Origin of the sequence: Methylobacterium sp. W2 (assembly GCF_020662345.1) — a bacterium.
Lineage (GTDB): Bacteria > Pseudomonadota > Alphaproteobacteria > Rhizobiales > Beijerinckiaceae > Methylobacterium.
Genome location: NZ_VMOA01000011.1, coordinates 1 through 16009, shown reverse-complemented (window position 1 = coordinate 16009; position 16009 = coordinate 1). Strand labels below are relative to the sequence as shown.

Annotated in this window: 17 protein-coding genes, 2 tRNA genes and 3 pseudogenes; 9 read left to right on the top strand and 13 right to left on the bottom strand. The window is 62.8% G+C overall.

Annotation, left to right across the window (positions count from 1 at the left end; genetic code table 11):
• Positions 1 to 501: 501 nt before the first annotated feature.
• The 9 genes and pseudogenes from FPV16_RS08045 to FPV16_RS08005 all read right to left on the bottom strand — a co-directional run bounded on the left by FPV16_RS08045 (position 502) and on the right by FPV16_RS08005 (position 6166).
• Positions 502 to 1476, bottom strand: a pseudogene (locus tag FPV16_RS08045) (IS630 family transposase).
• A gap of 108 nt (positions 1477 to 1584) precedes the next feature.
• On the bottom strand, positions 1585 to 1770 hold the full coding sequence (locus tag FPV16_RS08040) for a hypothetical protein (protein WP_227437707.1): 186 nt from the start codon (positions 1768 to 1770) through the stop codon (positions 1585 to 1587).
• 40 nt (positions 1771 to 1810) lie between these two features.
• Positions 1811 to 1999 carry a ribosome modulation factor gene (rmf, locus tag FPV16_RS08035; RefSeq protein ID WP_227437706.1) on the bottom strand — a complete coding sequence of 63 codons (189 nt, stop codon included), beginning with the start codon at positions 1997 to 1999 and terminating at the stop codon, positions 1811 to 1813.
• 94 nt (positions 2000 to 2093) lie between these two features.
• Positions 2094 to 2306, bottom strand: a complete 213-nt coding sequence (locus FPV16_RS08030; protein WP_227437705.1) for a hypothetical protein — start codon at positions 2304 to 2306, stop codon at positions 2094 to 2096.
• Positions 2307 to 2406: 100 nt separating this feature from the next.
• Complete coding sequence (locus FPV16_RS08025) at positions 2407 to 3183, bottom strand: hypothetical protein (protein ID WP_227437704.1); 777 nt, start codon at positions 3181 to 3183, stop codon at positions 2407 to 2409.
• Positions 3180 to 3392 carry a hypothetical protein gene (locus FPV16_RS08020; protein ID WP_227437703.1) on the bottom strand — a complete coding sequence of 71 codons (213 nt, stop codon included), beginning with the start codon at positions 3390 to 3392 and terminating at the stop codon, positions 3180 to 3182. Before FPV16_RS08020 ends, FPV16_RS08025 begins: the two co-directional genes overlap by 4 nt.
• A 115-nt stretch (positions 3393 to 3507) precedes the next feature.
• Positions 3508 to 3726 carry a hypothetical protein gene (locus FPV16_RS08015; protein WP_227437702.1) on the bottom strand — a complete coding sequence of 73 codons (219 nt, stop codon included), beginning with the start codon at positions 3724 to 3726 and terminating at the stop codon, positions 3508 to 3510.
• Positions 3727 to 3993: 267 nt separating this feature from the next.
• Positions 3994 to 5156, bottom strand: a pseudogene (locus FPV16_RS08010) (IS3 family transposase).
• A gap of 116 nt (positions 5157 to 5272) precedes the next feature.
• Positions 5273 to 6166 carry a LysR family transcriptional regulator gene (locus tag FPV16_RS08005; RefSeq protein WP_227437701.1) on the bottom strand — a complete coding sequence of 298 codons (894 nt, stop codon included), beginning with the start codon at positions 6164 to 6166 and terminating at the stop codon, positions 5273 to 5275.
• Positions 6167 to 6271: 105 nt separating this feature from the next.
• On the opposite strand from FPV16_RS08005, the gene FPV16_RS08000 reads away from it, so the two are divergent.
• Positions 6272 to 6976, top strand: coding sequence for a type 1 glutamine amidotransferase domain-containing protein (locus FPV16_RS08000; RefSeq protein WP_227437700.1), 705 nt, complete (start codon positions 6272 to 6274; stop codon positions 6974 to 6976).
• Positions 6977 to 6994: 18 nt separating this feature from the next.
• On the top strand, positions 6995 to 8167 hold the full coding sequence (locus tag FPV16_RS07995; RefSeq protein ID WP_227437699.1) for an MFS transporter: 1173 nt from the start codon (positions 6995 to 6997) through the stop codon (positions 8165 to 8167).
• A gap of 64 nt (positions 8168 to 8231) precedes the next feature.
• Here the strand turns inward: FPV16_RS07995 and FPV16_RS26050 are convergent, their stop codons facing one another.
• The 4 genes and pseudogenes from FPV16_RS26050 to FPV16_RS07975 all read right to left on the bottom strand — a co-directional run bounded on the left by FPV16_RS26050 (position 8232) and on the right by FPV16_RS07975 (position 9893).
• Positions 8232 to 8840 (bottom strand): AraC family transcriptional regulator, encoded by a 609-nt coding sequence (locus tag FPV16_RS26050; protein WP_319802227.1) that lies wholly within the window; start codon positions 8838 to 8840, stop codon positions 8232 to 8234.
• The gene (locus FPV16_RS26045; protein ID WP_264483749.1) at positions 8779 to 9021 is read right to left on the bottom strand and encodes a cupin domain-containing protein; all 243 of its coding nucleotides are present in this window, start codon (positions 9019 to 9021) and stop codon (positions 8779 to 8781) included. The genes FPV16_RS26050 and FPV16_RS26045 overlap by 62 nt, the downstream gene beginning before the upstream one ends.
• Before the next feature lie 398 nt (positions 9022 to 9419).
• Positions 9420 to 9593, bottom strand: a pseudogene (locus FPV16_RS07980) (arsenical resistance protein ArsH); the annotation flags it as partial.
• A 225-nt stretch (positions 9594 to 9818) separates the two neighbouring features.
• Positions 9819 to 9893 (bottom strand) — tRNA-Gly (locus FPV16_RS07975).
• A 302-nt stretch (positions 9894 to 10195) separates the two neighbouring features.
• On the opposite strand from FPV16_RS07975, the gene FPV16_RS07970 reads away from it, so the two are divergent.
• The 7 genes from FPV16_RS07970 (at position 10196) to FPV16_RS07940 (ending at position 15614) form a co-directional block, all read left to right on the top strand.
• Positions 10196 to 10843, top strand: a complete 648-nt coding sequence (locus FPV16_RS07970; protein WP_227437794.1) for a Maf-like protein — start codon at positions 10196 to 10198, stop codon at positions 10841 to 10843.
• Complete coding sequence (gene yacG / locus FPV16_RS07965) at positions 10840 to 11034, top strand: DNA gyrase inhibitor YacG (RefSeq protein WP_227437698.1); 195 nt, start codon at positions 10840 to 10842, stop codon at positions 11032 to 11034. Before FPV16_RS07970 ends, yacG begins: the two co-directional genes overlap by 4 nt.
• Before the next feature lie 100 nt (positions 11035 to 11134).
• Positions 11135 to 11210, top strand: a tRNA-Phe gene (locus FPV16_RS07960).
• A gap of 473 nt (positions 11211 to 11683) precedes the next feature.
• A complete protein-coding gene (locus tag FPV16_RS07955) occupies positions 11684 to 12853 on the top strand; it encodes an alpha/beta hydrolase (protein ID WP_413629225.1) in 1170 nt (389 codons plus the stop codon).
• Positions 12854 to 13209: 356 nt separating this feature from the next.
• Complete coding sequence (locus FPV16_RS07950; RefSeq protein ID WP_227437697.1) at positions 13210 to 14235, top strand: hypothetical protein; 1026 nt, start codon at positions 13210 to 13212, stop codon at positions 14233 to 14235.
• 117 nt (positions 14236 to 14352) lie between these two features.
• Positions 14353 to 14658, top strand: a complete 306-nt coding sequence (locus tag FPV16_RS07945) for a helix-turn-helix transcriptional regulator (RefSeq protein WP_227437696.1) — start codon at positions 14353 to 14355, stop codon at positions 14656 to 14658.
• 95 nt (positions 14659 to 14753) lie between these two features.
• Complete coding sequence (locus FPV16_RS07940; RefSeq protein WP_227437695.1) at positions 14754 to 15614, top strand: hypothetical protein; 861 nt, start codon at positions 14754 to 14756, stop codon at positions 15612 to 15614.
• Positions 15615 to 16009 lie beyond the last annotated feature (395 nt).

Below are 16009 nucleotides of genomic sequence, written 5' to 3'. Positions count from 1 at the left end.
AGCGCGCACGATGTGAGAAACGAAGCGGCCCGCAAAGTCGATTCTCACCGACATTGCGGGCCGCGCTGGTTAACGTTTGTTTAAGAGCGCCGAACAGAACCGCCTGATTGGATTGAGAGTGATCAGGCTCGCAGCGAGGCTGGAGAAGGCGTTGTCGATATCGCGACGCGGTGCTTCGGTTCGGCGCGGCGTTCGTACGAAAGGCAGGTGGCATCGTACCGACGCTACAGGCGGCGTCGTTCGGTCATGTCGTAAGGCTCTTCACCGACGATACTGGTCCGGCCTCGGCCGCAAGCGGCCTTAGGCTGGCAACAGAGATGATCAACCCGGGTGGCGGCGGCCGCCGTCGGAGAGGACCGAGACAAAAAGAATCAAGGAGCTTAAGAAAGATCTGGCGACCTCCCGCGCGCAGGAGCCTCGAGTTTCGATCAGTTCATGGGAGTACGCAGCCGCATCGAATATCGTTGCGGTTACGTACAGGGTTGCTAGAGCCGTGCCCTTTCAGATTGGATCATAACCATCGTATCCAGCAGCAGTGATAGAGTTGCGGTATTCGTCAGGTCTAAGGGCAGCGAAAGCATTCTGAATGGCGATGGTCGGGTCGTCTGCAGTTCGCGCTGCGGCGGTCCGAGGGAGGGCTTTTGCTTTGGCGCAGACCTGTTCGGTGGGGTCGAAGTCGCTACGCGGTCCTTCGGTTCCGGACTGTAGGGCGGGATGTAAAGAGCCCGTGCGCCGACCGCCTCGATCGCTTCGCTCACCCGGCGACCTTGTGGGCTTTCAAATTGTCGAGGATGACGGTGTCGCCAGCCTTGAGCACAGGGGCCAGGGTGTCGGTGACGTAGGCTCGGAACCGCATACCGTTCGTCGCTCCGTCGAAGACGGTCTTGGCGATCAGTCCCGTGACCCGCAGGGCGGCGGTGATGGTGGTGGTCTTGTCGTGCCCGTGAGGCACGGCGACCCGGCAGCGCTGGCCGCGTGGCGCGCGACCGTAGCGGCGAGCCATCTTGGTCGTGGCGGCCGTCTCGTCGAGGAAGACCAGGCGATTCGGATCGAGATCGGGTTGGCGCTCGAACCAGTCCTCGCGGGCGGCCTTCACATCCGGCCGCTCCTGCTCGGCCGCGTGGACAGCCCCTTTTTACGGGTGATGCGGTGCCGGGCGAAGAAGCGTGACAGGCTGCTCGTGCTCGCTTGGACACCGCGTTCCGAGAGGACGTCACGGAGCTCGCGCAGGAAGGATTGCGGGTGTTCTTCGTTGGCCCGAAGGATCAGGGCGGCCTGCGCTTCCAGGCGCTGCGAGTTGCGGTCGCCGCCCATGGGCTTGGGCGCGATCCGCCCTTCTTGCCGAAAGCAGTCGTGCCAGCGGATCGCGCTGGCCGCTCCGACACCGAAGCGTTTGGCTGCCTGACGCCGCGATGTGCCCGCTTCAATCGCGGCAACCACACGCTCACGCAGATCGACAGAGAGAGCTGAAGGCATGGTGATCCTCCCTCATAAGCCCAACCAGTGAATCACATGCGAGCCAAGCTGCCTACCCCAAACGATTCAATTCGCCAGGGCACGGCTCTAGGAGGAACGTCCTTGCCCTCAGTCGGTGGCAGGGCCCTCCTCGCCCTGCCAAGACAGGCTTTGCCAGGGCGGCTGGCCGCCGTGGGCCCCGTACTTCGCCAGCGGCAGCCTCAGTTCGATCTGCTCTCCATCCTGGACCTGAACGTGAGTCGGACGGAGTTGCTTCGGCGGGCGGAAGCAGAGGCCCTTGAACGAGATCGCCATGAAATCGTCCTTTCGGTGGGAGGTAGGGGTTTGAGCCCGCTCAGCGATTACTCTCGCTCGCTGGCAGGTCTGGCCCATTCTCACGCGGCGTGCCGTCATAGCCCTCCATCCAGGAGGTCCGCTCCTCGCTGTCTCGGGGATAGGGGCAGGCATCCTTGGGGTGACCGTGGATCCGGGCCTGGGCGCCCTGCTCGATCGGATCGGAGTAAGAGTGACGAATGTCGGCCATGGGACTGGCTCCGAGTGCGGTTGTCATCAATCAACCCGCGCCACTTGCCCTCTGATCCCGCGGCTAAAGGGTTCAGTCAGATCCTACCGCTCGCTCACTTCGACCGCTTGGTAAGGGGCTTCTCTGCAGCGGCGTCCGCGGCGTCTCGCTCGAGGCGTTGAGCTTTCAGGCGAACGATTTGATCGTCACGCGCCGTCTCTCGGCCCCTGACTTCCTCCCAGACCTGACCAGCAATGTCAGCGCGCTCTGCGGCCTTGGCTGCCTTGGTGTCCTTGCGATCCTGATGTCCGCCTTTGTCATCCGTCACGTGAATTCCTCCGATTGGCGCGGCGCCGCACCGGGCGACTACCCTCTACACCAGGGCGCTCGACGAGCAGGCGTGATAAAAACTTTCTCCGGCAGGGGGCTTAAGCCTGCGTTGGGAGAAGCATCGGCACGTCCAACTCCAAATTGAGGGACATTTCAGACATGAGGGCACGCCGTTGGTGCGCCCTCTCGCCTGCCTCGGTGCTGCATTTCTCTACGTGGACAACGCGATTGACGGCCTGAAGGTTCGGCGCCCCCCAGTAGGCCAGAAGGATAGGCCAAGGGGCATCACGGTGCTCGCGCCAGACGCGATAGAGCGGCGTGCGATGGTCGACCTCGGCGGTTTTTAGCAGGCGCTTCCCGGACGCAGCACAGCGATGGCGCTGATGCGCTTTCAGGACCTTCACCTGATCGCTTGGCGCCACCCAGAACTTCCAGGCCGTGACGCAGGCCGAATGCCAGCGGGCGTTCTTATTCGGCGTGCCGGTGCCCCACAGATCCTTATGCCAGCCGAACCGGAAGACCGGCTGTCCGCAGATACAGCAATGGCCGGGGCCACGGGCATGCGCGGGCTCGCGATAGGGGGATGGTGGCATCCGGAAGGTCGCGGCGAGGCCCGAGCCTTTCTCGGAGCCCAAGCGCCACGTCCATTCCTCCGGTTGGCCTGAGCGTGTGGCCAGTGCCCGCGCCAGCCGATCGGCCCTAAGCACATGGTTGCGCCAGTAGCTCTCGACGGCGAGGCGCGGCGTCGGTGGCATCAGCGGGCGGGACAGGGCGTGCTGCAGCACCGGTGCTGGGAAGACGGCCGGGAGTGCTCGTTCGAGCCGGACGCGGGAGCGTGCATTGCGCTCCGCACGCCACTCCGATGCAGCGGTCACGCCGGGTCGAGGACGCGGGAGACCGTAGACGCAAGCGCTGGGGCCGGTACGCCGGCGATGGCATCAGCGAGTTGGTTCAAGCGTAGCGCGAGGTCGCTCACCTCGTTCAAGGCGATAGCCTTGTCGCCGCTCTTCACCGCCCGGGTGATATCGCTGATCTGCATCTTCGCCATGCGCGACAGTTCGGCGGAAAGCTGGTCCCTGGTCATCGGTATCCGTCTCGGTTCGGCGGTTTCGTGCCTAACGAGCCCTAAAGCCGGAGGGTTACCGGGCGGTTTCAGCCGGCGGACTGCAAGCGTGCTGGAGGTACTCGATCCGCGACCTTCACTGCCGAGGTGCGGGCGTGGGAGCGGGGCTCTGCGGCGCAGGCGATGGCTGCTGAGGAGCCGTGCCGGGTGCGGCCTGATCGTCCGATAACGTCTGGTTCGCCTTGGTCTGCAGCTGATCCGCCGTCTGCTGGTTGATGAGCCCGTAGGATACGGCAGCGGCGAGAGCGACGGCGATGACAGCACCGATGATCGTCTTCGTGAGCTTGCTCTGCATGGATACGACTCCTGCGGCCACTTCACCTGAAGCGTCCTCGAAGGAGCAAAGGTGGTGGCTCCCAAGCTGGTTCCGCTCCCGTCTTTCGTCCCCCGGAACGGGCGGGGCGGCTACGTTAGGCGCTTGCCGCCTGCTTCTTCCCGTTCAGAAGGCGCCTCCGGCCCCTCACCATTCTGCTCAATGAAGTGGCCTGCCCCCTGAAAAGTGGTCCTCCCTGAGGTATCGCTTCGAGCCATCTTGAAGTTGACCCCGTTTGTGATCGACAGCTTATGCAAGTTCTCGGGCTGTGACAGCTTGCTTGGCGAAGGCTTGGGGCGTCAAGCCGTCAGGAGCCGTATGAGGTCGATCGTCGTTGTAGTGGCATCTCCATTCCTCGATCCGCTCGCGGGCATCGGCCAGCGACAGAAACCACGAGGCGTTCAGGCATTCCGCTCGGAGGCGGCCGTTGAACGACTCGATAGTGGCGTTGTCGGTCGGCTTGCCCGGTCGGGAGAGCCGGAGGCGGACGCAGAGCGACCAATTCGATCTCGACCCCGTTCAGGTAGGCCCATTGATCGAGCATACGCCCGGCGAACTCGCTGCCGCGGTCCTTCGGTTCCGGCCCGTTGTCGACTCGCAGGCCCTTGGGTCGGCCCCGCAGCCGGACCAAGGCGTCCAGAGCCTCGGTCACCTGGAAGGCGCGAAAGTTCGCTCTCGGTGTGAGCGAGAGCGCCTCTTGCGTATGGCAATCGACAACGGTCAGGATCCGAAACGGACGACTATCGAAGAGGCAGTCGGACATGAAGTCCATGGCCCAGACCTCGTTCGGCCTGCCGATTGCCGGCCTCCCTTGCCCGCCTTCCTTGCCGGTAGCGCCAGGCTCGCTTGCGCTTGGGCAGCCTGGACCGGATCGATAGCCCCTCATCCCGGTGGATCCGGTAGGTGCGCTTGTGGTCCACCTCCCAGCCCTCCCGTCGCAGTAGGATATGCAGCCGCCCGGTAGCCGTAACGAACCCGTGCGGCAGTCAACTCCTTCAGCCGCATCCGCAGCGCGACCTGCGGGTCCGAGCGCTTCCTGTAGCGCTCAGATGAGCGGCCCAAGCCGGTGGCCAGACAGGCCCGACGCTCGCTGATGCCGTAGGCCACCTGCAGGTGACCGGCGCCTCCACGGCGAGCGCAGGGCCTCACCACTGATCCTTCAGGACATCCTGAAACATTGAGCGGTCCAGCGTCAGGTCGGCCACCAGCCTCTTGAGCTTGCCGTTCTCGTCTTCCAGCTGCTTGAGCCGCCGGATCTCCAGCACACCCATGCCGACGAACTGCTTCTTCCAGCGGTAGAACGTCGGCTCGGATACGCCCGTCTTCCGGCAGACCTCGTCCACCGACGCACCGTTCTCCGCCTGCCGCAGGGCGAAGGCGATCTGTTCGTTCGTGAAGCGTTTGCGAGGCATGGCATCCGCCATCCTTCAGAATCAGGATGCCCGAAAAACTGGCGCTCAGCGTGAACCAGTTTGCTGGGTCAGGGTCAGTCGGCAAGGGGGATTAGGACTGCAAGCCTCCTTCGTGGCTAACCCGCTTCCGATACTGACTGGAGCAGGAAATCCCTGACATGCACGACGCGGGGATGGCGGAGCGCCGACTTGTTCCAGGCGAGGTAGAGCGCATTGTCCGGCCCTGGCTTGGCAGTGCGCAGTTCTACCAACCGTCCTGCTGCCAGCGCATCGGCGCACAGATAATCCGGCAGCACCGTCCATCCCGTGCCTGCCTCCGCCATACCGATCAGGATGCGCAAGTCCGGCGCCGTCGCCACGGCCTGCATGTCCGGGGCTTTGCCGAGGACATGGTCGAAGAAGGGCCGGACGAGCGACAGCGTTTCGTCATAGGCGATGCAGGGTAGGCCGCAGAGAAAGTCGGCGGTGACGATGCGCGCCTTCGCCCGCGCCACGATCTCCGGCGCGGCGACCAGCACCAGCCTTTCGGTATCGAGCTTGGCGAAACCGAATTGCTGTCCATCCGGCTTCGAGGCCGTTACGGCAAGATCGGCTTGGCCGTCTTCCAATGCCGCATAGATGCGTTCGCGATTTCCGGTCTGGATACGGAAGCGCAGGCCCTCTGCCGTGAGCGGCGCCAGCGCCGGTGCGATTTGGGCGGAGAGGTATTCGGCGGGACCGACCAGATGCACCGTGCCGGTGAGCTGACTGGAGCGCGCCCGCGCCGCGCTCATGGTCGCCTCGATGCCATCCAGGTTCGCCGCGATCGAGCGGGCGAGATCGTCAGCCGCCGGCGTCGGCTTCACCCCGCGCGCCTGCCGCAGGAACAGCGGCTTGCCCAGCATCGTCTCCAATGCGGACAGATGTCCGGACGCAGCCGGCTGGGTGATACCCAGGCGTTCGGCCGCGCGGGTCAGAGAGCCGGCGCGGTAGGTTTCCAGAAACGTGCGCAGATAGAGGAGATGGTTCATCGCCATTGAAAGCCATAAATATTCTGATGACTGATAGCAGATGACGCGATTTCGGCCACCATCAGAAGTTCGGCATGGTTCCGCTCCAACAACGGAGCCGACTCGATGCTGACCAAGCTCAAAATCCTGATGATCCTCACCTCCAGCGCCACCATGGGCGACACGCCCGAGCCGACCGGCCTGTGGTTCGAGGAACTGGCGACGCCCTATTATGCCTTCGTCGATGCCGATGTTTCGGTAACGCTGGCCTCGATCGCGGGTGGACCGGCGCCGATCGCTCCACGCTCGGTCAAGCCAAAGGGGGAGAATGGGGCGAGCGTCGAACGCTTCCTCGGCGACGAGGCCGCTTCCGCGTCGCTTCGAGCGACGATCCTGATCGAACAGATCGACATGTCGGATTACGATGCGGTGTTCCTGCCCGGTGGCCACGGGACCATGTGGGATCTGCCGCAGAGCAATGTTTTGGCCGCGCTCCTCGGCAAAGCCTGGGCCAGCGGCAAGGTGATTGCCGCCGTCTGTCACGGTCCGGCCGGGCTGGTGAACGTGACGGATGAAACGGGCGCGCCGCTGGTGAAAGGCCGCCGCGTCACCGGGTTTTCCGACAGCGAGGAACGCGCCGTCGGATTGGCAGAGGCGGTGCCGTTCCTGCTGGAGGCGCGGCTGCGCGACCTGGGCGGCCGGTACGAGAGCGTCGCGGACTTCCAGCCCTTCGCCATCGCCGATGGCCGGCTGGTCACCGGTCAGAATCCGGCATCATCGGCGCTGACGGCGAAACTCACGATCGAGGCGCTCGCCGCCTCGGTTCGCTGATCGGCAGGAAGGAGCATCATGACCACCCCAGCTTCCTCGGTCCGGATGCCGATCGTCATCTACGTTTTCGCACTTTCGGCTTTCGCCCTCGGCTTCACCGAGTTCGTCACCATCGGCCTCGTCTCGAACATCGCCGCCAGTCTCGAGGTCGATGTGGCCCAGGTCGGCGGTGCGGTCGCCGCCTTTGCGATCGGCGCGACCATCGGCGCACCGATCCTGACCGCGCTTGGCGCGAGCTGGAGCCGCAAGAACCTGCTGCTGGCGGCGATGGCGGTGTTCACACTCTGCAACGTCATGGTGGCGCTGTCGGACAGCCTGCCGGCGTTGCTGGCGGCCCGGTTCGGTTCGGGTCTGGGCCATGGCGTCTTCCTCGCCGTCGCCTCCAGCGCCGCAACGCGGCTGGTCGCACCGGAACGCGCGGGCAGCGCCGTCGCCACCGTATTCGGCGGGCTGACGCTGGCGCTCGCTTTCGGCGTGCCGCTCGGCACATGGCTGGGCGGACTATGGTCCTGGCAGGTGATCTTCTTCGGCGTCGCCGCCTGCGGCGCGGTCGGGCTCTTCGGTCTCGCGGTCCTGATGCCGGACGCGAAAGATGGCGGTGCGCCGCGCGATGCGCTGGTGAGCCTGCGCGCGCTGTTGAACGGCAAACTGCTCGGCGCGGCGCTGATTACCGTGCTCGCCTATACCGGCTCCTTCTGCCTGTTCTCCTATATCTCGCCGCTGCTGATCGAGGTCACTGGCATGGCGCCGGGGCATGTCGGCGCGATGATGCTGGTCTACGGCGTAGCCGCGGCGATCGGGAACGTCGTCGGTGGGCGCATGACCGACCGGCTCGGGGCGGATTGCGCGGTGATGCTCGTCCTGATCGGACTGGCGATCGTGCTGGCGGCGATCTGGCTTTCGGCCGCATCGATTCCCCTGATGGCAGTGCTGGTGGCGGTCCTGGGCGCGCTCACCTACGCGGCAGTGCCCGCGATGCAGGCCCGTGTCATCGGCATCGCCGAACACCATGCGCCAAGAGCGCTCGCGGCCGCCGCCGGACTGAACATCGCCGGCTTCAACTCCGGCATCGCGCTCGGGTCGCTCATCGGCGGCGGGGTGATCCCAATCATGGGGCTGGCGGCGACCGCTGCGATCGGCGCAGCGGCGGCGATAGCCGGGATCGCCGTGCTTCTCTTCCAGCGGAGGTAGCCCGATGTCCATGAAGACGGGCTATCACATACAGACTTGGACCACCCGTTCGTCGAAAGGGCCCTCAGGCGCGAAGCGGCGTGCGGCGATACTTCCCCGGCGCGCAGCCCATGGCGCGCCGGAAGATGGTGCTGAAGGTCGCTTCCAATTCATAACCAACCGCGACGGCTAGCGTGGCGACGCTATCTTGCGTGCGTCGCAGCCGGTCGGCGGCAAGGCGCATCCGCCAACCGATCCGATCGTCGAGCGGCGGCTGGCCGACCGCCTCGCGGAACCGCACCGCGAAGCTGGTGCGCGACATCCCGGCGATGTCCGCGAACTCGACAAGCCGCCAGCGTCGGGCGGGTTCGGCATGAAGGGCGCCGAAGGCTTTCGCCAAAGGCGGGTCGGAAAGTGCGCCCAGCCAGCCCGAGCGTCGGTCCCCATCCGAGGCGAGCCAGAGCCGCAAAACCAGGAGCAGCATGATGTGCGCAAGGTGTTCAGCCAGGAGCGCGCCGCCGGGTGGGCGGCTTTTCAGCTCCATCGCACGCTGCTCCCGCGCGAACCGCAGCACCCTGGCCGGGTTCGAGGTATCACGCACGTGGACGATGGCCGGCCGTGCGCCGAGCAGCCTATCGGCGTGGTCGCCCGCGAAGGAAAAACGGCCGCCCATCAGGAAAAAAATCACCGCCACGCTTGCAGGTCGCGATGCCGTCCACCGCCACGTCACACATGGCCGGAGACTCGATCGCCGGCAGTGCGAGGTCCGTCGCAAAGACGAAGGGGCGTCCACGGGTCAGCAGGAAGCAATCTCCGGCCTCGATCCGATGTGGCACGGCTTCGCCTTCGACCGCGACCCAGCAAGCGCCCCGCATGACCGCGTTTGTTCGGGGCGGACGCCACCGTCCTGGCCGGTGCCATCCGAGAAGACCACGAGGTTCTTGGGCAAACGACCCCTCCCGCGTCCGGAGAGGTCCTGGGCTGTGCGGCCGCTTCAAAGACTGGGACCATCCGGCTTCGTCCCCCGGGGGGGCTCGCCAAAGCGCAGCTTCGCCCTTGGAGTCTGAACGGATACGTTCGTCCTTTGTTCTCTGAAATCTTCCCGTCCATGAAAATTCGAAGCGCTTGGTGGCGCTCCGTTGAAAGGCGCGGCCAACCCCTTCGGCACCAGTTAAGCTGGGCTGGCCCGAGACTCGGGATCACGCAGTCAATTTGCCCGGGATGAGTGACGGATCGTTCCGCTAAAGTCCGGACGCCCCCATCACCGAGGCGGTCAGCGCTTGACGAGCCCTATGTCGGCGGCGACGGCCTTAAGCCGCTTCGGCTCGCGCTCCTTGCGCTCCAAGTCGCGGTCGACGAGGTAGTCGGAGCGCTCACGGGTCAGGAGCGTGACCTTGAACAGTTCCTCGCAGACATCGACCGCCCGGTCGTAGAGGGGCCCTGGCCGGGCTTCAGTCGGTCCGGCCGACCGATCGCATGCCTTCAGCGATGACAGCCAGATGCGATTTCGTCATCGGTGTCGGCCTACGCAGGATAGCGATGCAACTTAAAGTGATTATCGAAGCCACCTGCCAACTCCCAGGTCAGCTGAGCGATACCACAGGCCAGACTTCGGAGGTGGTATCGATGAATTTTTGCGATCCGCGCGTAGCAGCTAAGTCTATGAAATCATTGGAGCGGGCGATCGGGATCGAACCGACGACATTCAGCTTGGGAAGCTGACGTTCTACCACTGAACTACGCCCGCGTGCCGAATTGCGGAAAAGGCCTCGACAAGCGAGTTCCAGCATTCCAGCGGGGCGGACCATATCAGAGCGGCCCACTTTGTCCACGGTCACGTCGCGGCGTGCCGCGAGGGTTTACGTTCCCAAGGGGTGGGCTTTCCGATAGCGTAGCGGCTGGTTCGGCACGTCGAACCGGTCATTGATCCGGCCCCTCGCGCGCGACCGGGTCGGCTCGCCTCTTCGGCACGGCGCCCATCCCCAGCATGTGGATTGTCAAAAAGCACCGATGGATATCTCCTCCGCGCAGGGCGGCACGCACGCCACGATGAACGATGCCTCCGGCGGGACGCCCCGTCTTGGGCCGCGCCTCGTTCTCGCCTCGGCCTCGCCGCGCCGGTTGGCGCTGCTGCAGCAGGCGGGCCTCGAACCCGACGCCCTGCTGCCTGCCGATATCGACGAAACCCCCAACAAGTCCGAGGCACCGCGCGAGCTCGCCCGGCGGCTCGCCCGGGCCAAGCTCGACGTGGCGGGAGACGCCGCCCGTCGTCGCGACGACATGCGCGACAGCTACATCGTCTCGGCCGATACGGTGGTGGCCGTGGGCCGGCGCGTCCTGCCGAAGGCGGAACTGGCCGACGAGGCCACGGATTGCCTGCGCCTGCTCTCCGGGCGCCAGCATCGCGTCTATACGGCGGTGTGTGTGCTCTCCCCCAAGGGCAACCGCCGCGAGCGCGTGGTGGAGACGCGGGTGCGGTTCAAGCGCCTCTCCGGCCGCGACATCGAAAGCTATATCGCCTCGGACGAGTGGCGGGGCAAGGCCGGCGGCTACGCCATCCAGGGTCTCGCCGGTTCCTTCGTGGTCAAGCTCGTCGGTTCGTATAGCGCCGTGGTCGGCCTGCCGCTCTACGAGACGATCAACCTCCTCGACGGCGAGGGATTTCCCGTGCGGCAAGCCTGGGGGGCGATGGCATGAGCGGGACCGCTCCCTCCAAGCGCAAGCCCGAGCCGTGCCCGGTCTGCCGCAAGCCCGCGCAAGCAGAGTTCCAGCCCTTCTGCTCGACCCGCTGCGCCGATATCGACCTCGGCCGCTGGCTCACCGATCGCTATACGATCCCCACCGACGAGGACGAAACCGAGGACGACGCCCCGCCGCGCTCATCCTGAATCGATCCGATTGCAGGATGCGTGAGAAGGAGGCTGGACAGGGCCCCATCACCTCACTATACCCCCGCTCCAGTCGAGAGCGCCAAGCGCTTCGGCGGAGGCCCAGGTAGCTCAGTTGGTAGAGCATGCGACTGAAAATCGCAGTGTCGGCGGTTCGACTCCGTCCCTGGGCACCATTTTTCCTTTGTTTTTCAACAGCTTGCAGCGAGGCAGGTCTCGCGGTCGCTGCTTAGCTGAGCTTTCGGGTCACACCGGGGGCACAAATGTGCAGGGTGACAGTGTCGCTGCCGGTAACGGCCCAAGCGCCGGCTCCAGCTTAAACTCTTCATCGAGATTATGTCTGGCCCCAACCTCGCCGAATCGACCGACAAGATCCGTGAGGGGCAAACACACCGCTCGACGTTAAGCAAAGCATGCAGCGCCATGGGTACGGACACTGTGCGTTTATGCCCCTCCTCGTTGCGACAGCCACCGCGTCGATCTGATAAAAATCTCCACCGTGCTCTGAGCCCTCTCGCCGATTTCGCTGACGAAGCTGGAGACAGCGCGGCAGGCATGTTCGAGAGTGCGAGCCCCACTGGTGGACACGCAGTACGATCCCCGTCGATACTCCTGAAAGGACGCGTCAGACGTCCACGGGAGGTTTCCGATGCGGAAGTTGACGCTGCTTGTGGCCAGCGCCCTGTTCGTTCTCAGCATGGCGGCCCAGGCCGAGCCTGCTCCTGTCACCCCCGACGTACCGGCGACCTTCAAGCCGGCTCAACGTGAGGGCTATTTCTTCGTCGGCGGCCGCTACGAGACGTTCGGCGAGAAGGAGTTTGCCACTGGGCAGATGTTCGTCCAGTTCCACGCCCCGGCGGAGGTCACGCAGCCTTTCCCTGTGGTCATGGTGCATGGCACCGCGCAGACTGGCGTCAACTTCCTCGCCACGCCCGATGGTCGAACCGGATGGGTAGATCACTTCGTAAAGCGCGGCTTTGCCGTCTACGTCGTCGATCAGGTCGGCCGGGGCCGGTCGGGCGACAACCCAGAGGTTTATGGGCCTTACGCTCGACTCACGCCGGGCGATTTGGAAAGCATATTCACAGGGCAGGAGCGGTTCGAACTCTTCCCGCAGGCCAAGCTCCATACCCAATGGCCGGGCGGTGCTGGCGTGAAGGGCAATGACGCCTTCGACCAGTTCTACCTCTCACAGGTCCCGTACATCGCGAATGCGTTGAAAAGCGAGGAGCTGGTGAATCCGGCGCTGATTGCGCTGCTCGAGAAGATCGGCCCCTCGGTCATTCTGACTCACTCGCAGGCGGGAGTGTTCGGCTGGGCCGTTTCTGACCAGCGGCCGGATCTTGTGAAGGCGCACGTGGCCATCGAGCCGAACGGACCGACTTTCTACGACATACGGTTCAAAGGCGGCGCTGAGTGGTACGAGCGCGTCGGTGACGCTCGCGCTCGGCCCTACGGCATCACCCGGGTGCCGCTCAAATTCGAGCCCCCAGTGAACTCCCCAACCGACCTGACGGTCATGCAGGCCGACCAGCTAATTCGGCCGTATCAGATCCGCTGCTGGTTGCAGGCTGAACCTGCCCGGCAGCTTCCAAACCTCGCAAAGGTGCCGGCTGTCATCGTCACCGGCGAAGCATCGTTCCGGGCGACGATGGACGACTGCACGGGTGCTTTTCTGGCTCAAGCCGGCGCAAAGCCGGATCGTCTCGCGCTCGCCGAACACGGCATTCATGGCAACGGGCATATGATGATGCTGGAGGCGAACAACGGCGCGGTCGCCGACGCGATCATTGATTGGATCGTGGCCAAGACGCACTAAATCGGTGCGACGGGCAGTGGGATAGGAACGCGCACGATCCTTTCCACCCGGCCACTTGCAACGCCTAACTACCCTGAGGGCGCCATTTGGAAACGGCCGTTGTAGGACCGCCGCTATTGACCACGGTACGCGCAGCTACTCCTTTAATTTCTAGTCGGCTGTCCGGATTACCAACATCGCATTCAGGACGTGCTATCTACATCCTAAACGCCCTAACCCATGCCGTTGAGAACCGGGTCAAGGCAGTTAATCGTCGAGGCGACCTTCTGGCGAAGCGACGCGAGATGATGGAAACTTGGGCTCAATCCCTTAGAACTAACACCCTCCATAACTCATGCAATACTGAGATTTGATAAGTGCGTAAGTCGCGACCAACGCAGCGCCAACCGCCGCCGAAGCGTCATACCTTTGCCGAACAGGATCTCATTATAGCTCGATTCAGTGCTGCAAGAGAAAAAGGCATCCAACCTGCAGCCGCCATCGCCGGGCTGGAGACGTCACTCGCAACTGTCTATCGATGGATGCGAGCGCGAAACCCGGCTAAGTATTATCCACCTCCGACCCATGCTCAAGAAGTAAGCATTGAATCAGCCATTGCTCGTCTAGCTGACGACCAGAATGAAGACCGTCTGACGTATTTAGAGGCGCTCTTTAAATTCATAGCTTGGCTCCGTTGGCCCAACCTAGTTGGAGAGCATCCTGCGGCTATTACCGTTTGCGTAATCGCGTATCTTTCAGGCAGCAGAAACGTGAGTACGGTTGATCAACTAAACTCAGACGATAGATCACTATTGCATCGCCATTTACGATTAGACGTACTAAAAAGCGCATTTTCAGATGAGGTATTTATTTATCCTTCATTCAAGCTTTGGAATATCGAAGGTACCCCCATTACACAGCTAGACATGCTCGCTAATATTGCCTGGTTCCTGGTTGCTTATCAGCCACCAACCAGCAAGCTACGCGATGCAGCTAGTCTGAATAAGGCATATCACGCTATTCAAGCGAAACTTTTTAGGTACAGCTGGCCGATATCGCATAGAACTTTCCGCACAGTATGGCTGAGCTATGGAGCTGCATCGCCGTTCCATTACATCGAACGATTTCATCCAACGCTTGAGTTTACGCTCGATCCATCCTCTCCTGATTTTACAGAAATCGTCGATGAATTATTCCTAAAGAGGGCAGAGCTGCGTCGATACCTTGCGCGATGTCGAGGTATCGTAGACTTATTGAACGGTAAGCTTGACAGGCGAGCGCTTTTAGCGGTGCGCTTTCCAGTATTTCCGGCTTCGTTGGTATCAGAGGTCGTTGAGCCACCAAGCCTTCCGATTCTCACTGATCAGATAATGCGCGAGTTTGGCAGAGGCGATAAGCGCTGATTTACCAGCACCTTAACGTCTAGTAACCTCGCAGTTATCTACCGGCACATTCGATGTGGTGACACCTTCTCCCTCGTTCAGAGAGCACTTCAGCTTCTCGAACGAGAGGAACAGGAAATGGCAATATACACCACCCTTCAGAACGACCGGCCTGCTGACGGCCTGCCCCTTTCGGGCTTTGTTCGGCTGTCTCAGATCCTGGCGCCGAGCGGACCGGTGCCAGCCTGTCGCTCCACCATCTACGCATGGATCCAGGCAGGTGCCTTCCCCGCACCGCACCGTGTGGGGCCGGGTCGAATCGCTGGCTTCCGTGTCGAGGACGTGCGCGCGTTCCTCGCCAACCCATGCACCGCTCACACGGCGGCACAGGGTTCGGTCATGAAGCACTCGACGGCGGTCACCGCCCGACTGGCCAACGGCTAATCCCCGAAACCAACAACAGCAGGTGACGCATCAGTGCGCTGCCTGCCTCCAATTTCCAGGCGCATGGAAATTCAAATCACCGATAAGGAACAGCTATGACCCGGAAGCCGAAAATGTCTCTCAAGCAGTTGCTTGAAATGCTGAAAACGAACCCGATGGATTCGCTGATCCATTGCCGGGATCAGTACCAGGCATCAACGAACGAACGCAACAGAACGGTGTACGAAACGGTGGGCTATCTCACGGGCTTCGTTGCCGACGTGAACAGCTCGAAGAAGTTGAAGGACGAACTCTACGGACACGTCTGCTGGAAGAACGGCTACAAGCCGAAGGCCACCGAAGTCACGCGGACCTCGGTCCGTTTCGTGATGAAGAACTTCGATACCCGCCACCGCGACTACGAGAAGGCCCGCAGCTACGCCAAGGTGATCGACTATCACCTTGCGAAGGGTACCGATCCCGAGACCGTCGCTGATCGCCTTGAGGGCCAGAAGCTCGCTGGGGTGCTGGAAAGCATCAAGGACGAGGGTCGTCTGGCCAAGTTCGATCAGCTCGGCAATGGGTCTGACGGATTGGAGGAGCCTGGTTCCTTGCCGAAGGCCAGCGATCAGGGTGACGACCGTGTCAGCGTGCCGGAGAAGAAGGGTCAGCCGGTCACCAGTGACAGCGACGACAATGACGATGACAACGATGCTGTGAGCGGTCACGGTCCGACCGGAACGGACAACGAGAACGTCGTCATGGAACCCGAGAGCTACGTTGTGATCGAGGGCGAGCGTTACCCCTTCGATCCCAACCGGCAGCTCATCGTCGATACCGACGACGCCACCCGGCAGATCGTTCGGTGGCACCGCCGGGGGGCAATGCCCTACTACCTTGAGAACCGGGGTTACAAGAACGGCCTGACCGTGATCGGTGCGGTGGGACCGGACTGGGAGGACGACGACGAGGGCTAGCCATCTAGCCCCTTCACGCAGCGCGAAAGGCGGGGCTAAAAGTCCCGCCTTTTTTGTTTGCTCAGGCTGTCTCATCCATTGATCGAGGCAACACCATTGCACTTAACTTGCCCGCACCTTCGCAGATGATTTGTTTGAGATGGGCTAACAACCGCCACATCTGCCGACAAATAAGTCGATTAGATATTACGAGGTCGCGTAAACTATCATGTCACTGAGATCCTATCTAATCATAACTGTAGGACCGCCCATATGATAAAGCTTAAGATTCCGCAATTCATGCTCCAAAAGCTACAGCAGGCTGTTGTCGAAATGGAGAACGAACGAGTGCATGGGCCTCGGCCCCTTGTAACACGCCTCACCGCCCCAGAACGCCCCGCAGCAGCCCCCAGGGC